This window comes from Phocaeicola coprocola (genome assembly GCF_041333015.1).
Taxonomy (GTDB): domain Bacteria; phylum Bacteroidota; class Bacteroidia; order Bacteroidales; family Bacteroidaceae; genus Phocaeicola; species Phocaeicola coprocola.
In genome coordinates this window covers 909276-930919 of the sequence record NZ_JBGKGM010000001.1, presented here as the reverse complement: position 1 = coordinate 930919, position 21644 = coordinate 909276, and the positions used below count along the sequence as shown (strand labels likewise).

Here is a 21644-nt window from a genome sequence, read left to right as displayed (position 1 = left end):
TTTCGTACTCGAAGCGGGACTAAGAAAAATACATTCTACTTCTTCTTACTATTTCTATATTATACTAATTTTCAGTATATTAGACAAGCCAACAACACAATGCAAATGTAATAAAATATAATAAATACACCAATTTGTTTATGTAAAATGTTTATGTAAAGCCATTATTTACTATCTTTGTAGTGGATATTAAAATGATAAAATTATGGCAATAACATTTAATTTTGAAATTGACAAGAAAAAGAATAGCAAAGGACATTATGCTATTTTTATTCGTATTACTGAAAACAGAAAGCATAAGAAAATCAAGACTACCATAGAGTTGGAAAGTTTATCTCACTGGCAAAAGAAAGGACAAAGAATCTCTAAAAAAGAGCCTAATTACATCTCATGGAACAACACCTTAGACAAAGAAATGGAAAAGGTTAAGCAGACTTATAGAGAACTAAAAGATGAAGGAAAAGCCTCAACTGCCAGCACAATCATCAATGCTATAAAAAAAGAGGATAAGACATTTAACTTTATTTCTTATGCAGAAGAATATGCTGAAAGAACATTTGCAGCTGGTAATTATAGGACAGCCACAAAATATGTCACATTTATAAATAAGCTAAAACTATATGTGAATAGAGTTAGCCCCAATGATGTATTAAAGCTGCCTAAAAAGAAAGATGAGCTTAAAACCTATATGTCAAAGCTAAAAGGACAACTACTTTTCACTGATATAACACTTTCATTCCTTAATAAATTCAAGACCTACTTACAATCACTTCCAAACTCAAAAGATGCAGAATTAACACTACAGCAGAATACTATAAGTAAGATTTTTGACAACTTTGCATCTATCTACAAAAAAGGTGTATGGGAGTTGGAAGCTGAAGGACTTAATATAAAAAGCAATCCTTTTGAAAACTTCAAATGTGAAACAATAGATACAAACAAAGAAAAGCTCACAGAAAATGAAATAAAACTCATAGAGAGACTTCCTTTAGAAAAGGATAGTCTGATATGGCATTGTAGAAATTATTTCTTATTTGCCTACTATTGCGCTGGCATGAGAGCTGGAGACTTAATACAGCTAAGAGGTATCAATATAACATCAGACAAAAGACTGATATATCGCATGGATAAAACCAGCACACAAAAGAATATCAAATTATTTGAGCCAGCCTTAAATATTCTTTCTCATTACATGGATATAGAACAGCCTACTACTAATTATATATTCCCTCTATTAGACAATAATGCTATATATGCAAAGGCAATCTCATGGGAGGACAAAGAAAAGCTACCAGCAGACATCAAAAAGAATCTAATGCAGCAAGTAAACTCTAAGAACAGTCTGATAAACAAATACCTTAAACAAATAGCTGATTTAGCTGGAATAAACAAGAAACTATCAATGCACATAGCAAGACATTCATTTGCCAACATAGCAAGACAAAAGAATGCTAATGTATATGACATCTGTAATGCTTTAGGACACTCTGACATTAAAACCACAGAATCATATCTTTCTAAATTTGACTACCAATCACAAGACCAAACAATGGCTATGGTTTTTGATAGTAGCAAAGAAGATAGCAGTAAAGAAGAACTGATAAGGCTTATTCAGAACATGAAAGCAGATGAAATTGAAAGCCTCATCAAACAAGCTAAAAGATAAGAATAGTTATCCTTTTTAATAACAATAAAAAATATATAGCATTATGGATAAAAAAGAAGAGTTAAAAATAAAATCAGCGAAACTTACAAATGAACTAAATAAATACCAAAACGACATTAAAGATATATTTAGCAATTATGGTTTTGAGGTAAATAGTAATGAATTAAAGCCTTTTATATCCACTACATTACAATATGAATCTATCATATATAGTCCAACTGAAAGTATTATTAATGATATTGACCTACTAAACTTTCTTCTCAACAATGAAGATGGTTGTAAACTGGTATCTTTAAAAAATAAGGATTATTATACTATAAACATATTTCAAAGGATTAAACTTATAGATTCCATTCAAAAGAAAATATCCAAGGAAATCAGTGATTTTTTAAATTACGCAAGTTCACGTACTAATATAAACCTTTCAATATTAAAAACGTCACAATTAAATCAATACTTCGGTAAATTTTTACCGAAAGATTAAAAGTTAAACAACAGAACCGGCAAAAGCTGGTTCGGAAACACTAAAGAGGTCATTGAAATGTTGTCAAAAACGAATGGTTAAGCATGAAGAAATGTGCTGAAAAAAGAGAGCTAACCTGCTGATAATAAAGGAGGAAAGTATTGCATAATTCGTTATTTCTTAGTAAATTAGAAGTCTCTGAACTCTTCTGATTATGACTAAAGAAACACTCCTTATGCAATACCAATCCGAGTGCCTGTCGGCTCTCAAATCAGTAGCGAATATACACAAACCTTTTGAAAAAGCATTCATGGACACCATGAAATTATTCATGGCCATCCCGGATCGTATAAATTTCCTTCAATTGGGCAGATATGGCTGTTTCTCAGAACAGACTTATCGCAACCTTTTTGAGCATGAAACTTTCGACTGGTTTGCGTTCAACGGATCTATCATCAGCAAGTATCTCACAGGCAAAAGAAAAGCCATCGCCATCGATCCTTCCTATATTCCCAAATCAGGCAAGAAGACACCTTGGATAGGTTACTTCTGGTCCGGTTGTGCAGGAGAATACAAGCGTGGACTGGAAATCATGGGCATCGGTGTCATTGACATCGACAACCATGAATGCATGACTTTAGGTTCCATTCAGACGCCGGATTGTAAGACCTTGGATAATATGGACAAGAACCTTGTTGACTGGTACAGCTGCTATCTTATCAGCAGAAAAGACAAGCTGCAAAGCATATCCAAAACGGTGGTTGCAGACGCATTCTTTTCCAAGGAAACTTTCGTAACACCTATGTGTGAGAACGATTTCCATGTCATCAGCCGCTTTCGGAATGACGTAATCCTGTACTATCCGACATTGGAACAGAAAACAGGAAAACGTGGCCATCCCAAGTGGTTTGACGGCAGGATTGACTTTGCCAATCTGGATTTGACCCGGTGCAAGGAATACGAGGTGAACAAGGGAAAGCTATACGGATTGAGGGTATATGCAAAAGCTCTCAAAAGGTATGTTTCCTTAGCCATCTGGTATCCGATGGACGGGAGGACAGACAAGTGGCAGCTTTACTTCTCTACAGACGATTCCATGGATGGACGTGAGGTGCTGGATTATTACAGAACCAGGTTCCAACTGGAATTTTGCTTTAGAGATGGCAAGCAGCATGCAGGAATCACCAGCTGCCAGTCTACCGACTTCAGGAAATTGGATTTTCACTTCAATGCATCGCTTGCTGCTGTCAACTTGGCCAAAGCGGCATGTAAGAGGCTCGGAATAACCTATTCCATATCCTCCTGCAAGTCTTTCATACACAATGCTTATATGCTTGAACGATTTATTTGCGTGTTTGGGATTAGCCCAGACCCGCAAGTTATTGACAAACTTTTCAAAGAACTCATTTTATTTACTGCCAGAGCCGCTTAGGCTTGGCGAATTTTTAACGAACTATTGTTAAATATGAGTGAATGGTATAAACTTTTAAAAGAAATGGATAGAAAGATAGAAAAAGACAAAGAACTACAAACCATTGAATATATTCTTAGGTTTTCTACTACAAAAGGGTTTATTACAAGCAAAATAAACAAAAAAGGTACAAAAGCAATAAGCAATAACAATTTAGCCTTTATATATGATTTATTATATTATATACAAAATAAAAATAGAGATAGTACTTTAAACCAAAAAGAAAAATCTGACCATATAAGATATAGATTAAGGAAAATCTCATGGGAAAAAATCATGGGGAAAAATCAAAATATTTCCCAAGAAACTAATCCATAAGCCCCAAATTCATTATAATACATTTGCCATATCATCAAAGCAAAAGTAAGGATGTCCCTTACTGGGAAATTTGATATAATAAAATATGGCAGAAACAACAACAATGGTAGTAATACCACAAGCAATTTGGGAGAACATCTCAAGAACATTATCAAATGTAGAAAACCTTCTTCAAAAGAAATCAGAAGAAGAAGTAAGTAACCAGTGGATTGAATCCACACAAGTAAGAAAGATTTTAGGTATATCTGCAAAAACATGGCAGACTTATCGAGACGAAAGGAGAATACCCTTCAGTCAGTTTGGTAGAAAAATCTATGTAAAGCAGTCTGATTTAGAATCTTTCATGCAAGAACATTACATTAATTCAAGAAGTCAGAAAGGAGGCAGAGTATGAACAAGCAATTTATACAAAACTGCCTCCAAAAGGCTACCTATGAAAGAAAGCCCAACACAAACACAAGCTATATTTGGGATAGTGGCTTTACATTTCTACCTAAAACAATTTCAATATTCAGAGGTAGCAACAATGTCAAATGTGCCAAAAAAGGCAGAAATCTACAGAATGTTGAGGCTCAACTAAAAGGTACATTCAGCAAAAAAGAGGAATCACACCTTAAACAATTTGCACCCTACAGAGTAAGTACACAAATATGGGAAATAGAAAATTATCCTTCATTTATAGGATATGGCAGTATTGGGATAACTGGCGAAAGTGGTACAATAACAAAAGAATCTGATACTGGCGACCTTATTATCCTATATAGTAAAGATTATAATTGGGATAAAATAGAGATATTCTATTTCAAAGGAATGCTTCCATTTCGGGTCAGTAGAAATTTCGTGGGGATTATTTTTTATACTCGTAAGGTATTGCTTACTTCGCATTATGAAAAACGATTATTTGAACATGCTAGCCAGCCTCGTGTTGCCGGCTCAGATATTAGATTACTTTCTTATCTCTGGAGTTGAACAAACCTCTCAAGAGATTCATATTAGTCTGGATGAAAAGATGAATTCCAAGTTAAGCAATGACGAACATTTTGAATCCAAAGGTTTTATGGAAGCTGTTAATGTGACAGACTTTCCCATACGGGACCATAAGGTAATCCTCAAGATCAGACGTCGTCGTTGGACGGACTTGCGCGCAGGTAAAAGTTTCAGTATTCCCATCGACCTCGATGTTGTAGCCAAGGGAACCAGATACTCCAAAGAATTTGGGGCTTTTTTAAAAGAAACGTATGGAGACATCCCCAGTGACCTGCCGTACGCTTGAGGAATTCTATCATATAGATGGTCATACATTTGAAAAACAGTACAAGGAGGTTCTCAGCGGATATCGTAATTGGGAACAGTTATCCCATGCCGGTGAATGGATGCTGTTTCCGGAAAATATGGGACCGTATCTGGCGATTGACGAGACCTCACTCTCCAACGGTGAACTTTACACCTTTGTAACCAACCGTGATGCCTGTACGAGAGAGTGCTCCCTGGTAGCTGTCGTGGCAGGAACTAAATCAGAGGATGTAATAGCTGTGCTGCAACGAATTGACGAGGAAAGCCGTTATGCCGTTAAAGAAGTGACACTTGACCTTTCAGACTCCATGCGCAAGATTGTACGGACTGCATTTCCTGAAGCCAGCCGTGTAATAGACCGTTTTCACATTCAGAAATTAGCTTGTGATGCCGTGCAGGAATTACGCATCAAACACCGTTGGGATGCCATACAGCAGGCCAATGAGGAAATGGAAGAAGCTAAGCGGAAGAACGAAGATTATGTCCCATACCGATATTCCAATGGCGACACCCGTAGGGAATTACTTATACGCTCCCGGTATCTGCTTTTCAAGTCAGCTGATAAATGGACGGAAAAACAGAAGCAAAGGGCAGCAATCCTATTTGAGGAATACCCTGACATCAAAAAGGCATACGGTTTGTGCCATTCCCTGCGGATGATTTTCTCTAAGAACACCATAAAGGACGCTGCACGTTTGGCTATGGCACGATGGTATAATAAAGTAGAAGAAGCAGGGATGCATTCTTTTAATGTCATTGCTGCTACTTTCTATGAGCACTATGATGAAATACTGAATTTCTACAACCATCGTTCTTCAAATGCGATGGCAGAATCGTTCAATGCAAAAATTAAACTGTTCAGAGCAAATCTAAGAGGAGTAGCTGATAAGAAGTTCTTTTTATTCCGCATTGCGAAGCTATATGCGTATCCCCACTAAATTTCTACTGACCCTCCATTTCTGGAAGAGGTTGCTGAATATATAAGCACAATCATATAAATAAACAAAGGGTGGAGACAAAAATCTTCACCCTCTAAATTTGGATATTAAAATGATTGATTATATAGCAGTAACCAAACATTTTCAGAACAAAGATAAACCTTTTCTGAATAACTGCCAAATAAAGGTTTTCTACAAAGATACAGGCTGCACCAAATACATCTTACATGGTTGCAATGACTTAAAGTTATATTGGTATGAAAACTCAAATACACTAAAACTACAAGGCAGTATCACATATTTCATTCAAGGACACAACTTTACATATTCCAATTCTATATTTTGCGAAGCCATAAAAACCATTGAGAATATGTTAAAATGCCATCTATGGGATGCCTATGTAGATGAGTTTGAATTTGGAAAGATAATCAAAGTAGAATATGAACCTAAAGAATATATTACTAAACACTACAGCGATGACAAGAAACTTACAATGAATGAAAGAGGAAAAGACAGAGGATATTTCAAATGGTGGGAAGCTCAAAACCTATCACTTAAGATGTATGATATAAATAGAAACATAAAAAACAAACAAAGCAATATAGGAAAACAAACACTTATAGATATTGGCTGGAATCCTGCAGAGCATTATCTTAAATGGGAGGCACATTATAAAAAGCCTCATCAATACTTTAATAATGGCATAGGTATAAAACTTTCTGATTTAGTTAAGCCAGCATTTCAGACAACTATAAGTACTGACTTAATATATCAATATTCAAGGCTATCTACAATGAAATCCATTGTTACTCCCAACGACAAAAAAAGTCTAAAGACAGCTGATATTATCCTATTGGAGCTTGCAGAGAGTATGATAAACAGCAATTTTTCAATTCAGGAGACCCAAAAGAAGTTATACAACAGAATAAACAATATATCTAAGGATATTCTTTCTGATAGTGATAAAAAAGCAAGAAAAAGACAAATAAACTCATTAATAAAGAAACTGAAAGAAGAAAAGACCAGCAAATGGGATATTACTGAAAAATTAAAAGAACAATGTAGTTAAGGCAAACCCTCTTTATATATACATATCGCATAAATATATTTATATAATATATATATTTAGTATTAGTATATAATAAATATAAGGGATAAAATTTCTTATTATCAAAAACTTAAGCTATTTTTGCGATGATTTAGCAAGCTTATTGCTATTTCAAGACATATATTAGAACTTTAGCGTTTGCTATTGTTTTGGGCTGATAAAATCGCCAATTTAGTCAATGCCCCAATAACAATCAGTGAATGCTCACGATATGCGTGGGCGTACTTGTTATGGGGCAAGGTGTTTGGCGATACCTATCAGCGTAGCATAGTATTTGCTCACGCTATTTTTATACTTTTAAATACAAAACTATGAATGTAATAAATGTAAAAACTCTGGCATTGTATGCTATATCTTTACTGCTATTGCCAATTACTACAAATGCACAAAACAATGTCAATGGAAAAAGACCTGACTCTGTTATAATATCAAGATTGCCTAAGTTAGGCAATGCGTCTGATATACTAAGGAATTCACGCTCCAATATTGACAAAGAGCCTAAGTTTTTGGTAACATCAAATGGATTTTCTAACACACAAAACAACAAAAGAAATTTTATTGTTTATGAGTTTACAGGGCTTAAAGCCTCTGATATGAAATCTTCTATTATATCTAAATTAACTACAATGTTTAAATCCCCTAAAGACGCAATACATACAATAAGTGATAATATTATTTCAGTAGAAGGTTATTCATCCAATGTCTTTAGATATAATGGATATAGCTGTGATATTCTATTTAATCTTACTATTGAATTTAAAGATGGGAAAATACGATACAATTACCCTGTTATAAAACAAAATGTATGTAGATTCTGGAGTTATTGGCATGTTGCGTCTTGATAGTAGTAAAACTTTTCAAACTATTGCAGAAAATAACAATGAACAAATTGTAGCAAATTATTTTAATTCTATTGTTTCTGACTTAAACACTGCAGCAAAGACATCTGATAGTTGGTAAAATGAAAAATAAAAATTTCAATTTTGCTATCTGACTTTTCTGAGGACTTTTTTCAAAAAGGGGGATAGGATACACCCCACCCCATTAAAATTGAAAATTCCTACTTACCATATAGCAAAAACAGCATATTATAATGATTAGCCATCTTCATTGCAAGGTGGCTTTTTTATTTCCACATAAACAGCTAAATTTGAGTTTGTTTATGCTATGTTTATGCACATAAAAAGAAATCCCTCATAAGTCATTGACCTACAAGGGATTACCTGCGCTTTGTCGTACTCGAAGCGGGACTTGAACCCGCACAGCCGCAATGGCCAAGGGATTTTAAGTCCCTCGTGTCTACCGATTCCACCATTCGAGCAGCCTTTCAAAGAAGAGCGGAAAACGAGACTCGAACTCGCGACCCTAACCTTGGCAAGGTTATGCTCTACCAACTGAGCTATTTCCGCGTTTACGGGTGCAAATGTAGGGAGTTTTATAATAAGCTCCAAACATTTCTCCCGTTTTCTTTACAAAAAAATATATTTTATCGACCTAAAAGGCTTTTTTCAGCTTGTTCTACTGCTGAGAAGTTAAACCCTTTCGATATTTCTTCCATTAAACCGACTATTTTATCATTGCATAAATTACCTATACTTCCAGCATGGGTATGATGCACCTGTTTGTTATGAGTAAATTTGCCGGCTTCAATATCCAATCCTACTTTCTTATAAGCATCACGGAAAGGCATACCTTCTGCTGCCAGACGGTTAACTTCTTCCACACTGAATATATACAGATATTTATCATCGTCCAATATATGCTCATTTACCTTTATCTTATCCATAATGTAAGCAGACATACGCAGACAATCTTTCAATTCTTCGAATGCGGGAAGGAAAACCTCTTTGATAATTTGCAAATCACGGAAATATCCGGAAGGAAGATTATTCATTATCATCATAATCTGCTGAGGGAGTGACTGCAACTTGTTACATTTTGCACGGGTCAACTCAAATACATCCGGATTCTTTTTATGAGGCATAATGCTGGAGCCTGTGGTACATTCGTCGGGGAGCTTCACAAAGCCAAAGTTCTGGCTGCTGAACATACAAGCATCAAAAGCCATTTTCGAAATGGTTCCGGCGATAGAAGCCAATGCAAATGCCACATTGCGCTCCATCTTTCCACGTCCCATCTGAGCATAAACCACATTATAATTCATTGAATCGAATCCCAAAAGGCGGGTCGTCATTTCGCGATCGAGCGGGAAAGATGAACCATAACCGGCTGCTGAACCTAAAGGATTGCGGTTACACATTTTATATGCTGCCTGCAAAAACATCATGTCGTCAACCAGGCTCTCGGCATAAGCACCAAACCACAAGCCAAATGAAGAAGGCATAGCTATCTGCAAATGGGTATACCCCGGCATCAATACACCTTTATATTTATTGCTCTGAGAAATCAATACATGGAACAAATCTTCCACAGCCTCAGCAATCTGCTTAAGTTGCTCGCGAGTAAAGAGTTTCAAATCGACCAGTACCTGATCATTTCGCGAGCGCCCGCTATGTATCTTTTTTCCAACATCTCCCAACTTACGAGTCAGCATCAGCTCTACTTGTGAATGTACATCTTCTATTCCGTCTTCGATGACAAACTCGCCACGTTCGGCAGAAGCGTAAATATTCTTCAGTTCTGCCAATAAAACCTGCAACTCATCTGCCGACAACAGACCAATACTTTCAAGCATAGTAATATGAGCCATCGAACCTAAAACATCATGCTTAGCCAGATAAAGGTCCAGCTCACGGTCTTTTCCTACGGTAAAACGGTCTATTTCCTCATTTACCTGAACGCTTTTTTCCCAAAGTTTCTGAGCCATAGTTCTATTTTTTAATAAGGTATCATAGCTAACATATCCGCCAGTCTTTCTACTCCTTCCTGCAACGGTTTAGAAATCATAGCTTTCATAAACATATTCACTTCGGCACGAATGGTTACTTTAATTTTAGCCTCTGCTTCTGTTACCGGAAGTATTTGTATCCATAAATTCAATGGAACAGGAGTTTTGTCGCCTTCGAACTTAACACACTTCATCGGTTCACGTTCGATGATACGCAATGTCAAATTGATACCTTGTACTTTTAATGTTAATGAATCACGGTCGAAAGACAAGTCCTCTATTTTACCACCCAACTTATCTTTCATCATATCCAGACGGTCGCGCACTGATTCCAGATTGCTTAAATCCGACAATTTATTATATACCCGCTCTTGGCTATAAGGTATATGTTTTACTGTGCTTTCAAATTGTACCATAATCTTTTATAAAAAAAGAGCACGGATTACACAGAAAACACGGTTTGCTGACAAAAACCGTGCACTCCGTGTAATCCGTGCTCAGTATAATTATTTAATTTCAATTATTTTCCAGTCCAGTGTGCAGGATCTTCTCTCCAAGCCTGAAGAACCGGTATATCCTGTTCGTCAATATAATCAGTCTTCAAAGCTGCATCCAACACTGCATTGTAGTTGGTCAATGTAACCAGCTCTACTTTTGCATTCTTGAATGCTTCTGCTGATACATCGAAACCGTAAGTGAACGAAGCTACCATACCGATAACATCGCATCCATTACGACGAATAGCATCAACAGCCTTCAAGCTGCTGCCACCTGTAGAAATCAAATCTTCTACTACAACAACTTTCATACCCGGACGAAGTTCACCTTCAATCAAGTTTTCGAGTCCATGATCTTTTGGACTTGAACGTACATATACAAACGGGAGGTTCAATTCTTCTGCCACCAAAGCACCCTGAGCGATAGCTCCTGTTGCTACGCCGGCAATAGCGTCTACCTCACCAAACTTTTCAAGAATAACGCGGCAAAGCTCCAACTTCACGAAATTACGTAATGCTGGATAAGACAAAGTCTTGCGGTTGTCGCAATAAATAGGCGATTTCCAACCAGAAGCCCAAGTAAACGGGTTAGCCGGCTGAATCTTTACGGCTTTTACTTTCAGCAATTTTTCTGCAAATAATCTTTCCAAAGCTTTCATAACCTTAATATATCTGATAAACGTTGGTGCAAAATTATGTAAATCCTACGTGATTAGGAAATATATGTGTATCTTTTTTAGTTAAAGAAATCATTTTGTTCATCGGGCCCATGCCAAAGTCAACACACTAATCTTTATATTTTCCACTCCAAGCAGTGCGTCGGCACAAGCTACCAGCGTAGCTCCTGTAGTAAGAACATCATCAACCAGCAAAATATGTTTATCATGCAAGTTTGCAGCATGGGGTGTAGGCAAAAACAGCCGGTCTACATTTTGCCAACGTGCATAACCGCTTTTGTGGGTTTGAGTCGCATTATTACGAGAGCGCACTACTGCATCTGTACAGAGAGGGATACCCGTTACACATGATATCCCCCGCGCCAGAAGCTCACTTTGGTTATATCCTCGCTGACGCAATCGGGAAGAGAACAAAGGAACCGGAAGCAGATAATCTATTCCTTCAAAAAAGCCGGAATCACACAATTCTCCAGCCATATATTCACCCATCCTGCAACAAAGTTTTTTCCGCGCATGATATTTCATGGCATATAAAATCTGAGCCACATCTCCTCCTTTTGCATAATAAAAAAGTGAAGAAGCACGAACAACCGGAAAACGTCCCCAAAAGCATTTCTCCATTTCATTGCCTGAAGTATTACCTAAATGCGTATATGGTAATGACGAAAAACAGGATATACAAAGTCCGTCTTCGCTTTGCAAGAGTTTCTTCCCACACGACAGGCATAAGCGAGGAAAAAGGAAATCCCGTATGTCAGTCCATAAATTCATCAGGATCTTTCTGTTTAATATAGCGCAACACCTCATCTACTGTAAACCCTCTGCCTACAGCAAAACGAATAAGTTTTGTATTGCGTTCGTATTCGTTTTTCCCCGAAACAGTTTTACTCTTCTGACGCAACAGTTCTTTCAAGTTCTCACAGTATTCGGTTTCGTCTATTTCATCCAGACCTGCAGCAATATCTTCCGAAGAAAGTTGCTTCTGACGAAGTGCCTGAGCAATTTTCATCCTACCCCAACGCGCAAACCGATATTTATCGCGAGCAAAAGCTTTACAAAAGCGCTGAGTATCCAGATAACGTTCTTTTTTCAAATGCTCCAGAATATGTTCTGTCACTACATCATCGGCTCCCCAAAGATTCAACTTAGATATTACTTCAGAAGGGCAATGTTCGGCCGTTGAGCAATATGCTTCGGCTTTATATTTCAATTCATCTTCGGTATATTCTTTCATGGTCTGAATGCTTTTATCATACGGTCGTTGCCAAACATATCTTTTCTTAATTCTACAGATTGATACCCCATTCCTTCAAGCAACTGCACTGTTTCTTTGCCATATGCCCGATTAATCTCATAATACAAAGTACCACCTGAAACTAAAATGTCACAACCTACTTCTGCTATCCGTCGGTAGAATAAAAGCGGATCACTATCCGGAACAAACAAAGCGAGTTCAGGCTCCCAATCCAATACGTTTCGCTCCATCCCGCTACGTTCTTTCTCTGTAATATACGGAGGATTGCTCACCAGAACATCGACATGAATATCCGGTAACGCAGTATCGAATATATCGACTTGAGCCAAAGTGATATCAACCTGGTTGAGAAGTTTATTCCGCCGAGCAATATCCAATGCTTTTTCTGACACGTCCCATGAAGTTATTTTACTGTCTTTTAATTTTTTGCCCAATACGATAGGAATACAGCCACTACCCGTTCCTACATCCAAAATCCGTACTCCGGCTTTATCTGTGTAATCCGAGATAATCCAGTCTATCAGTTCAGCAGTTTCGGGCCGGGGGATTAAGGCTCCAGGAGCCACTTCAAAAGGTAATCCACAAAAATCGACCTTACCCAATATGTATTGTAAAGGTTCATATCGTTTCAGGCGGGAAAGAATATCTTCCAGCCTGTCACACTCGTTCTTAGAAAAATTCATATCTTTGCCCGCATAGAGTTCCGTGGTGGACAGACAAAATACATCTGTCAATATCCACTTTGCTAATGCCGCTGTTTCCTCTTCCGGGTAAACTCCTGCAAGCGTCTGCCTGATGTAAGTATAAATAGGATGCATAGGTACAAATGTAAGAATAAAAAACAAACCGAATATGACAAAAGATGAAAAATATATCCGCCGCTGCATACAACTGGCGCGTAACGGGATGTGCAATGCTGCACCAAATCCAATGGTAGGAGCCGTAATTGTCTGCAACGATCATATTATCGGTGAAGGTTACCACGTACGTTGCGGAGAAGGCCATGCCGAAGTCAACGCAATCCGTTCTGTAAAAGATGAGAGTTTGCTTAAAAAGTCTACCATCTATGTCAGTCTGGAACCATGCTCTCACTATGGGAAAACACCTCCTTGTGCCGATTTAATTATAAGTAAAGGAATTCCTCGCGTAGTAGTAGGATGTGTCGATCCTTTTTCACTTGTTTCAGGCAGAGGTATACAGAAATTAAGAGATGCCGGAATCGAGGTAACAGTCGGAGTTCTGGAGAATGAATGTCGGGCATTAATAAAACGTTTCGTAACTTTCAATATCCAGAAACGCCCATACATAACTTTAAAATGGGCAGAATCGGCAGACGGATTTATTGATGTGAATCGTGAAAGCGGCCAGCCTGTTATACTTTCTACTCCAATAACATCTATGTATGTACATAAGCAACGGGCAGAACATCAAGCTATCCTGGTCGGACGTAAAACAGCCTTACTGGATAACCCTTCACTCACAACACGCAACTGGTATGGTAAAAATCCTATCCGACTAGTTATAGATAAAGAGCTGACTCTACCTTTGAACTTAAAATTATTCGACGGTAAGACCCCGACATGGGTATTTACAGCTTTAGAAAAAGAATCGACGACAAATATTATTTACTACAAACTGGATTTCAATCAGAATATTCTGCCACAAATATTACAAATATTATACGAAAACAAACTTCAGTCATTACTCGTAGAAGGAGGCAGTCAACTCTTGCAATCGTTTATTGACGAAGAAATATGGGATGAAATTTATATAGAATACTCTGAAGCACTACTCCATAAAGGAGTAAAACACCCTGTTGTTCCTGCAGGATATGGCAAACAGGTTTTGTCAAAAGATAAAAACACCATCATTCATTATGAAAAATAAGCACAAAAATATGCCAATTCACAGATAAAAAAGTTACGCTTATCCATAATTTTATATAAAACTTGATATAAAAGTTCCTATTCGAAAAAAAACTTTCTACTTTTGCAACTTGTAATCAAAGACAATTTTATAAATGAAAATAAAGTTTTTACCCATACTGCTAGTTAGCTTACTCGTCACAATGTCTGCAATGACTTCATGTCTGGACAATGATATTGAGCAGGTTACTTATAGTTCTGAAACAAGCATTACTTCATTCTCACTTGGTACACTGCATGTCAAGAGAGTTGGAAAAGACTCGAAAGGAGAAGATTCTACATATACGGATACCATTTCCATGGCAAATTATCCTTTCACCATCAATCAGGCTATGAGAACCATTGAGAATAAAGATTCACTTCCTGTTGGAACTGATATCTCAAGAGTGCTCACAAAAATCACAGCTGACACTGATTACATTCTGTATGGTAAAATCGATTCAGAAGGAGCTGAAGCCAAAGACACTCTCTGGACTTCAAGCGATTCTATCAACTTTGCATTTGCTCCAACAGAAGGACTTTCTTTCAAAGTTTTGGCTTATAGCGGCGTAATGGGTAAGGCTTATCGTGTAAAAATCAATGTTCACAATCAGGAACCTGACTCTTTACAATGGACAAAAGAACCCATCGGAGCAGGATTTACTTCCGGCACTTTAATCAAACAAAAAGCAGTTTATGCCAATGATAAGATTTATGTATTCGGAACTACACAGAATGGCAAACAGGTAGTTGAATACACGTCTGTTTCAAACGGAACGCCTGGAACATCATGGACAACAATTAATTTGCCTGATGCTACAGATACTTACTCTGCAACACTTTGCCAAGGTAATATTTACTTCCTCGTAGAACAGGTTTTGTATAAACTGACAGATAATGGTTGCGAAGCATCTTCGGTTTCTAATTTGTCTCAACTTCTTGCTGGCATAGACAATCTGTTATATGCACGCACTGCCAAAGATGAATCGTATATATATGATGTACAAGCCAATAGTGGAACAACAGAAAATTATAATATAACAGATTTTCCTAGCAAAGGTACAAGAACATTATCGGTAAATATTCCGGTTTCTTACAATACCAGCCTGACCCGTGCTGTCGTTATGGGATATAATACAGAAAAAGCAGATGGTTCTGGTATCGTTTCTACACGCCTGACAAACGATAATACATGGAGCACTTATAATTATGAAGAAGCAGACACCTTCAGATGCCCGAATATTGTTGATCCTTCATTGATTTATTATAACAAGAAGCTATATGTATTCGGCGGTGAAATTACAAGTAAAGATTATACAGACTATAAGAATCCGTTCAGTACACTCTTCTGTTCTACAGATAACGGTCTGACATGGGAAACCGTTAAAGAAGATATGACATTTGCTACAGAAGGTACATCTTTCGTAGAATTGTATAACAGAGGAAAAGTTAAGGGTGAAGGAAGTTATTCGTGTGTTGTTGACAAAGATAACTTTATTTGGATAATCTGGAACAACGGATACATGAGTAGAGGACGAATTAACCATTTTGGATTCCTTCCTAAATGGGAATAATACATTTATAATCCGAAAGCTATGCTATATAAAGACCAAGTGGATAAGACACGAATCCCCGCCCACATCGCCATCATCATGGATGGAAACGGGCGATGGGCAAAACAGCGAGGACTAGTTCGTTCGCTCGGACATCAGGCGGGTGCAGAAACTGTTCATGTCATTGCAGAAGAAGCATCAAATCTGGGAGTAAAATATCTCACACTTTATACTTTTTCTACCGAGAACTGGAATCGCCCAGCAGACGAAGTAGCAGCATTAATGAGTCTTCTGATAGATTCTATCGAAGAAGAAACCTTTATGAAAAACAATATCAGTTTCCGTATTATTGGAGAAACTGAAAAATTACCAGCCGATGTACTGAATCGTCTGAATCAATGTGTACAACGAACTTCAAAAAACACCGGTATGTGTCTGGTATTGGCATTGAGTTATTCTTCAAAATGGGAAATAACCAAAGCAGTCAAAGAAATATCAGAGAAGGTGGCTTGTGGAGAGCTGAATATAAATGATATAACCGATCAAACGGTCAGCCAATATCTGGCAACCAACTTTATGCCTGATCCCGACCTGCTGATACGGACAGGAGGAGAAATCCGCCTCAGTAACTATATGCTATGGCAATGTGCCTATTCCGAACTTTATTTTTGCGATACATTCTGGCCTGACTTCAAGGAAGAAGAATTATGTAAAGCAATCTGTGATTATCAACGAAGAGAACGCCGATTTGGCAAAACAAGTGAACAAATATTGAAGTAAAAAATGCGATACTGTCTTTCTATCATTCTATTGGCTTTGGCTTGCATTTTCAGCTATTCAACTGTTAATGCACAAGAAAATAACAAAACAGAAAACGACCAGCCGGTAATTTTGTATAATGGAACACCCAAAAAGTATGAAATTGCCGACATAAAAGTTACAGATATTGAAAACTACGAAGACTATGTCTTGATTGGAATCTCAGGACTTGCCGTAGGACAGACAATCACTGTACCGGGTGATGACATTACCAGTGCTATCAAACGCTACTGGCGTCACGGGTTATTCTCTGATGTTAAAATCACAGCAGAAAAAATAGAAGACAATAAAATCTATCTGTATATCCATTTGTCTTTACGCCCACGTATTACTGATATCCGATTCCACGGAGTAAAGAAAAGCGAACGTGAAGACTTGCAGGCAAAATTGGGTATGGCAAAAGGAAGCCAGGTTACTCCTAACCTGATAGACCGTGCAAAGATCATTATCAAAAGACATTTCGATGATAAAGGTTTCAAAAACGCAGAAATCAATATTGTAGAAAGCGAAGATCCTGCAAACAAGGAACAGGTATATGTTGATGTAAACATCGATAAGAAAGATAAAGTAAAAGTCCACAAGATTACAATCGATGGCAACAGTGTACTGACAGACAAGAAATTGAAGCGCGTTATGAAAAAGACCAATGAAAAAGGAAAACTGGTCAACTTATTCCGTGCCAAGAAGTTCATCGATGAAAGATACCAAGAAGACAAGCAGAAGATCATAGACAAATATAATGAGCTGGGATATCGTGATGCAATCATCGAGATAGACAGCGTTGCTCCCTATGATGAAAAGACAGTAGATGTCTACATGAAGATTTATGAAGGTAACAAATATTATCTGCGAGATATTACATGGGTAGGTAATACAGTTTATCCTTCAGACCTCCTGAATGAACAACTTCGAATGAAGCGAGGAGATGTATACAACCAGAAACTGTTGAACGACCGTATCAGTAACGATGAAGATGCTATCGGTAACAATTATTACAACCGTGGTTACGTATTCTATCACCTTGATCCGGTAGAAGTTAATATCGACGGTGACTCTATCGACTTGGAGATGCGTATCGTAGAAGGTCCACAGGCAAGTATCAGTCATGTACGTATCAACGGTAACGACCGATTGTATGAAAATGTAGTCCGCCGTGAACTTCGTACCCGTCCGGGAGACTTGTTCAGTAAAGAAGCTCTTGAACGTTCTTACCGTGAAATTGCACAGATGGGACACTTCAATCCGGAAAATATCAAACCAGATGTTCAGCCAAATTACGAAAATGGAACAGTTGATATTAACTGGGGACTTGAATCAAAAGCAAACGACCAGGTAGAATTCTCAGCTGGTTGGGGACAAACAGGTATTATTGGTAAATTGAGTTTGAAGTTTACAAACTTCTCATTTGCAAACTTGTTCCGCAAGAATGATAACTTCCGTGGATTCCTTCCACAAGGTGACGGTCAGACATTGACCATCAGTGGACAAACCAACGGACAGTACTACCAGTCATACAGTATATCATTCCTTGATCCCTGGTTTGGTGGAAAACGTCCTAATTCATTGTCTGTATCAGCATTCTACTCTGTACAGACAGACGTCAGCAGTCAGTATTACAACTCTGCATATATGAACAACTACTATAACTACTTAAGTGGATATGGAAACTACTATGGTGGTTATTATGACAATTACGAATCATATTACGACCCTGACAAGTCTATTAAGATGTTCGGATTGTCATTAGGTTGGGGTAAACGTCTACGCTGGCCGGACGACTACTTTACATTAATGGCAGAATTATCTTACCAGCGATTCATGTTGAAAGACTGGAGCTATCTGTATATCATGCTGAACAACGGACAGTACATGAATACCGGTAACTGTAACAGCTTAAGCCTGAACCTGACATTATCACGTAACTCAACCGATAACCCGATATTCCCGCGTTACGGTTCTGAATTCAGCGCTTCTTTGCAGATTACTCCGCCTTACTCACTGTTCAGTAAGAAAGATTATTCTACTTATGGAAAGAATAATTATGATGAAGCAGCCAGCATGTATAAGTGGATTGAATACCACAAATGGAAATTCAAAGCAAAAACTTATACAGCCCTGATGGATATCCAGAAATGTCCGGTTATCATGACACGTACAGAGTTTGGTATTCTGGGACACTTCAACAAATACAAACGCTCACCGTTTGAAACATTCTATGTAGGTGGTGACGGTATGACAGGATATAGTTACAACTACGCTTCAGAAACAATCGCATTGCGTGGTTACGAAAACGGATCTTTAACTCCGTACGGTAGTGAAGGTTATGCTTACATCCGCCTGGGAGCTGAATTACGTTATCCGTTGATGTTGGAAAATTCAACAAGTATCTATGCTTTGGGATTTGTAGAAGCAGGTAACGCTTGGAATGATGTAAGTAACTTCAACCCGTTCCAGTTGAAACGTTCTGCCGGAGTAGGTGTACGTATCTTCCTGCCGATGATTGGTATGATGGGTATTGACTGGGCTTATGGTTTCGATAAGATCAACGGTTCTACTCAATATAGCGGAAGCCAGTTCCACTTCATCATCGGACAAGAGTTCTAATACAGACAAACCAATTTAATGAAGAATAGAAGAATGAGAAATGAAGAATCCAAAGCCATGGCTAACAGCCAGTTCTTCATTTATCATTCTTCATTACATTTAAAAACAACATTGCTTATGAAAAAAGTTTTCTTTCTAGCAGCATTGCTCGTGTGCAGTATAGCAGCACAAGCTCAGCGATTTGCTTTGGTGGATATGGAGTATATCCTGAAACAAATCCCTGCCTATGAACAAGCGAACCAGCAAATGGAAAGCCTGTCAAAACAATGGCAAAGTGAAGTAGAAGCTAAAGCTCAAGAAGCGAAAACAATGTATGATGAGTATCAGAAAAACGCTTCTAACTTATCAGCTACTCAAAAAACCGCACAAGAAAATGCCATTATCGCCAAAGAAAAAGAAGCAGCAGATTTACGGAAAAAGTATTTTGGTCCCGAAGGTGAAGGCATGAAAAAACGTCAGGAACTGATTACTCCTATTCAGGATGCCATATACAATGCTATTAAAGATATTGCAACACAGAAAAATTATGATGCAGTAATCGACCGAGCATCAGCACAAAGCATGATTTTTGCTTCTCCACGTATAGACATCAGCAACGAAGTGCTCGCTAAATTAGGATATTCAAATTAATTTTATACTTTTGCAAAGTCTAAGAAAGACAGCAAATAAAAAACGGAAATAAATTAATAACAAATAGAAATAATAAGATTATGTTGAAAAAAATTGCTTTATTACTTTTACTTATCGCTCCTATGAGCGTATTCGCACAGAAGTTCGCACACTTCAAGTCTATGGACATTATCCCTGTGATGCCAGAATATACAAAAGCTCAGACAGACATTCAGGCATTGCAGAAACAGTATGAAGACGAAATCAAACGTGCTTCTGATGAATTCAACAAAAAGTTTGCTGAATATCAACAAGAACAGAAAACTCTTCCACAAAATATCCAGGAACGTCGTCAGAAAGAATTACAAGAGCTGTCTGACAAAGGAATGCAGTTCCAGCAAGATGCACAGCAGCAGTTGCAAAAAGCTTATGCAGATATGATGGAACCTATCTATAAGAAACTGGAAGATGCAGTAAAAGCAATCGGTGCAGCAGGTGGTTATACTTATGTGTTCGACCTGAACCGTACAGATATTCCTTACATCAACGACACTATGTCTAAGGACGTTACAAATGATATCAAAACAAAATTAGGTATCAGCCTGACAGCTGTTCCTGCAGCAGCACCAGCAGCAGCTCCTGCTCAATAAGAAATACGTTTTCAACGTAACAAAATAAAGTTGTCATTGGCTCTCACTCCAGCCAAAAGGGTGAGGTCAATGACAATTATTTTTTCACACTTAATCAAGTCATATCCATGCTTTCTGCCACAGGACCAATCGGAGTATTTGATTCCGGATATGGAGGGCTGACAATCCTTGATAAAATCCGTGAATTACTGCCTCAGTACGATTATATCTATCTGGGGGACAATGCCCGTACCCCATACGGAACAAGATCATTCGAAGTTGTTTATGAGTTTACACTGCAAGCTGTACGCAAGCTGTTCGATTTAGGCTGTCCATTAGTCATTTTGGCCTGCAATACTGCTTCGGCAAAGGCCCTGAGAAGTATTCAGGAAAACGATCTTCCACATATAGATGCAACCCGTAGAGTTTTGGGAGTAATCCGTCCTACAGCAGAATGTATCGGTGACATCACAGTTTCGCGCCATGTTGGCTTGCTTGCCACAGCCGGAACAGTAAAATCCCAGTCATACCCGATAGAACTGCATAAGCTCTTTCCGGATATACAACTCACTGGTGTAGCCTGTCCGCTTTGGGTTCCGCTAGTGGAAAACAACGAATTCAACTCTCCGGGAGCAGATTATTTTGTACAGGAATATATTAATCAACTTTTGGAACAAGATCCGAAAATAGATACCATCATCTTAGGCTGTACACATTATCCCTTGCTGATAGAGAAAATACGCCAGTTCACTCCCCCACATATCCGTCTGGTAGCTCAAGGAGAATACGTAGCAGCCAGTTTAAAAGATTACCTCCACCGTCACTCGGAGATAAGAACACGTTGCACAGCAGGCGGAACCTGTGAGTTTCTCACAACCGAATCTGTTGAAAAGTTTCAGGAAGCAGCATCCATCTTCCTGCATCAGAAAGTACATGTAAAAAGTATTACACTAGAATAATACCTGATAAATAGAATCATTCCTAACCTAAGA

23 protein-coding genes and 2 tRNA genes are annotated in these 21644 nt (G+C 37.9%); 17 read left to right on the top strand and 8 right to left on the bottom strand.

What is annotated here, in order from left to right; genetic code table 11:
• Nucleotides 1–205: 205 nt before the first annotated feature.
• The 10 genes from ACDG22_RS03870 to ACDG22_RS03825 all read left to right on the top strand — a co-directional run bounded on the left by ACDG22_RS03870 (nt 206) and on the right by ACDG22_RS03825 (nt 8099).
• Nucleotides 206–1666, top strand: coding sequence for a site-specific integrase (locus ACDG22_RS03870; protein WP_270669221.1), 1461 nt, complete (start codon nt 206–208; stop codon nt 1664–1666).
• Between the two features lie 43 nt (nt 1667–1709).
• A complete protein-coding gene (locus ACDG22_RS03865; RefSeq protein WP_270669222.1) occupies nt 1710–2150 on the top strand; it encodes a hypothetical protein in 441 nt (146 codons plus the stop codon).
• Between the two features lie 193 nt (nt 2151–2343).
• Nucleotides 2344–3561, top strand: coding sequence for a transposase (locus ACDG22_RS03860; protein WP_007566665.1), 1218 nt, complete (start codon nt 2344–2346; stop codon nt 3559–3561).
• A gap of 33 nt (nt 3562–3594) precedes the next feature.
• The gene (locus ACDG22_RS03855; RefSeq protein WP_270669245.1) at nt 3595–3918 is read left to right on the top strand and encodes a hypothetical protein; all 324 of its coding nucleotides are present in this window, start codon (nt 3595–3597) and stop codon (nt 3916–3918) included.
• An 85-nt stretch (nt 3919–4003) separates the two neighbouring features.
• The gene (locus ACDG22_RS03850) at nt 4004–4312 is read left to right on the top strand and encodes a helix-turn-helix domain-containing protein (protein ID WP_270669246.1); all 309 of its coding nucleotides are present in this window, start codon (nt 4004–4006) and stop codon (nt 4310–4312) included.
• Nucleotides 4309–4887, top strand: coding sequence for a hypothetical protein (locus ACDG22_RS03845; RefSeq protein ID WP_370858856.1), 579 nt, complete (start codon nt 4309–4311; stop codon nt 4885–4887). The genes ACDG22_RS03850 and ACDG22_RS03845 overlap by 4 nt, the downstream gene beginning before the upstream one ends.
• Nucleotides 4805–5191, top strand: coding sequence for an ISAon1 family transposase N-terminal region protein (locus tag ACDG22_RS03840; RefSeq protein WP_040312234.1), 387 nt, complete (start codon nt 4805–4807; stop codon nt 5189–5191). Before ACDG22_RS03845 ends, ACDG22_RS03840 begins: the two co-directional genes overlap by 83 nt.
• Nucleotides 5157–6149 carry an ISAon1 family transposase gene (locus ACDG22_RS03835; RefSeq protein ID WP_185150252.1) on the top strand — a complete coding sequence of 331 codons (993 nt, stop codon included), beginning with the start codon at nt 5157–5159 and terminating at the stop codon, nt 6147–6149. The genes ACDG22_RS03840 and ACDG22_RS03835 overlap by 35 nt, the downstream gene beginning before the upstream one ends.
• Before the next feature lie 112 nt (nt 6150–6261).
• Nucleotides 6262–7218, top strand: coding sequence for a hypothetical protein (locus ACDG22_RS03830; protein ID WP_270669234.1), 957 nt, complete (start codon nt 6262–6264; stop codon nt 7216–7218).
• A gap of 350 nt (nt 7219–7568) precedes the next feature.
• On the top strand, nt 7569–8099 hold the full coding sequence (locus tag ACDG22_RS03825; RefSeq protein WP_370858781.1) for a hypothetical protein: 531 nt from the start codon (nt 7569–7571) through the stop codon (nt 8097–8099).
• Between the two features lie 394 nt (nt 8100–8493).
• Here ACDG22_RS03825 and ACDG22_RS03820 read toward each other — a convergent pair.
• From ACDG22_RS03820 to prmC, 8 genes are all read right to left on the bottom strand, one after another.
• Nucleotides 8494–8578, bottom strand: a tRNA-Leu gene (locus ACDG22_RS03820).
• Nucleotides 8579–8593: 15 nt separating this feature from the next.
• Nucleotides 8594–8666: transfer RNA gene (locus ACDG22_RS03815), tRNA-Gly, on the bottom strand.
• Between the two features lie 77 nt (nt 8667–8743).
• Nucleotides 8744–10084, bottom strand: coding sequence for an argininosuccinate lyase (gene argH / locus ACDG22_RS03810; protein ID WP_022124811.1), 1341 nt, complete (start codon nt 10082–10084; stop codon nt 8744–8746).
• A gap of 11 nt (nt 10085–10095) precedes the next feature.
• Nucleotides 10096–10521: an SRPBCC family protein gene (locus ACDG22_RS03805; protein WP_007570316.1), complete on the bottom strand. Its 426-nt coding sequence runs from the start codon at nt 10519–10521 to the stop codon at nt 10096–10098.
• Nucleotides 10522–10625: 104 nt separating this feature from the next.
• Entirely contained in the window at nt 10626–11261 is a 636-nt protein-coding gene (pyrE, locus tag ACDG22_RS03800) for an orotate phosphoribosyltransferase (RefSeq protein WP_007570314.1), read from the bottom strand.
• A 99-nt stretch (nt 11262–11360) separates the two neighbouring features.
• Nucleotides 11361–12050: a ComF family protein gene (locus tag ACDG22_RS03795; protein ID WP_022124810.1), complete on the bottom strand. Its 690-nt coding sequence runs from the start codon at nt 12048–12050 to the stop codon at nt 11361–11363.
• On the bottom strand, nt 12034–12513 hold the full coding sequence (locus ACDG22_RS03790; RefSeq protein WP_270212897.1) for a regulatory protein RecX: 480 nt from the start codon (nt 12511–12513) through the stop codon (nt 12034–12036). Before ACDG22_RS03790 ends, ACDG22_RS03795 begins: the two co-directional genes overlap by 17 nt.
• Nucleotides 12510–13352 (bottom strand): peptide chain release factor N(5)-glutamine methyltransferase, encoded by an 843-nt coding sequence (gene prmC, locus ACDG22_RS03785; RefSeq protein WP_204482950.1) that lies wholly within the window; start codon nt 13350–13352, stop codon nt 12510–12512. The genes ACDG22_RS03790 and prmC overlap by 4 nt, the downstream gene beginning before the upstream one ends.
• Before the next feature lie 34 nt (nt 13353–13386).
• Here prmC and ribD point away from each other — a divergent pair, with 34 nt between their 5' ends.
• The 7 genes from ribD to murI all read left to right on the top strand — a co-directional run bounded on the left by ribD (nt 13387) and on the right by murI (nt 21611).
• Nucleotides 13387–14421 carry a bifunctional diaminohydroxyphosphoribosylaminopyrimidine deaminase/5-amino-6-(5-phosphoribosylamino)uracil reductase RibD gene (ribD, locus tag ACDG22_RS03780; RefSeq protein WP_270230375.1) on the top strand — a complete coding sequence of 345 codons (1035 nt, stop codon included), beginning with the start codon at nt 13387–13389 and terminating at the stop codon, nt 14419–14421.
• Nucleotides 14422–14554: 133 nt separating this feature from the next.
• The gene (locus tag ACDG22_RS03775; protein WP_007570302.1) at nt 14555–16012 is read left to right on the top strand and encodes a DUF6242 domain-containing protein; all 1458 of its coding nucleotides are present in this window, start codon (nt 14555–14557) and stop codon (nt 16010–16012) included.
• A gap of 21 nt (nt 16013–16033) precedes the next feature.
• Nucleotides 16034–16771 carry an isoprenyl transferase gene (locus ACDG22_RS03770; RefSeq protein WP_007570301.1) on the top strand — a complete coding sequence of 246 codons (738 nt, stop codon included), beginning with the start codon at nt 16034–16036 and terminating at the stop codon, nt 16769–16771.
• Nucleotides 16772–16774: 3 nt separating this feature from the next.
• Nucleotides 16775–19414, top strand: coding sequence for an outer membrane protein assembly factor BamA (gene bamA / locus ACDG22_RS03765; RefSeq protein ID WP_270212900.1), 2640 nt, complete (start codon nt 16775–16777; stop codon nt 19412–19414).
• A gap of 117 nt (nt 19415–19531) precedes the next feature.
• On the top strand, nt 19532–20044 hold the full coding sequence (locus ACDG22_RS03760) for an OmpH family outer membrane protein (protein WP_022124805.1): 513 nt from the start codon (nt 19532–19534) through the stop codon (nt 20042–20044).
• 80 nt (nt 20045–20124) lie between these two features.
• Nucleotides 20125–20673 carry an OmpH family outer membrane protein gene (locus tag ACDG22_RS03755; protein ID WP_007570296.1) on the top strand — a complete coding sequence of 183 codons (549 nt, stop codon included), beginning with the start codon at nt 20125–20127 and terminating at the stop codon, nt 20671–20673.
• Nucleotides 20674–20780: 107 nt separating this feature from the next.
• Complete coding sequence (gene murI / locus ACDG22_RS03750) at nt 20781–21611, top strand: glutamate racemase (protein ID WP_177593088.1); 831 nt, start codon at nt 20781–20783, stop codon at nt 21609–21611.
• Nucleotides 21612–21644: the final 33 nt, after the last annotated feature.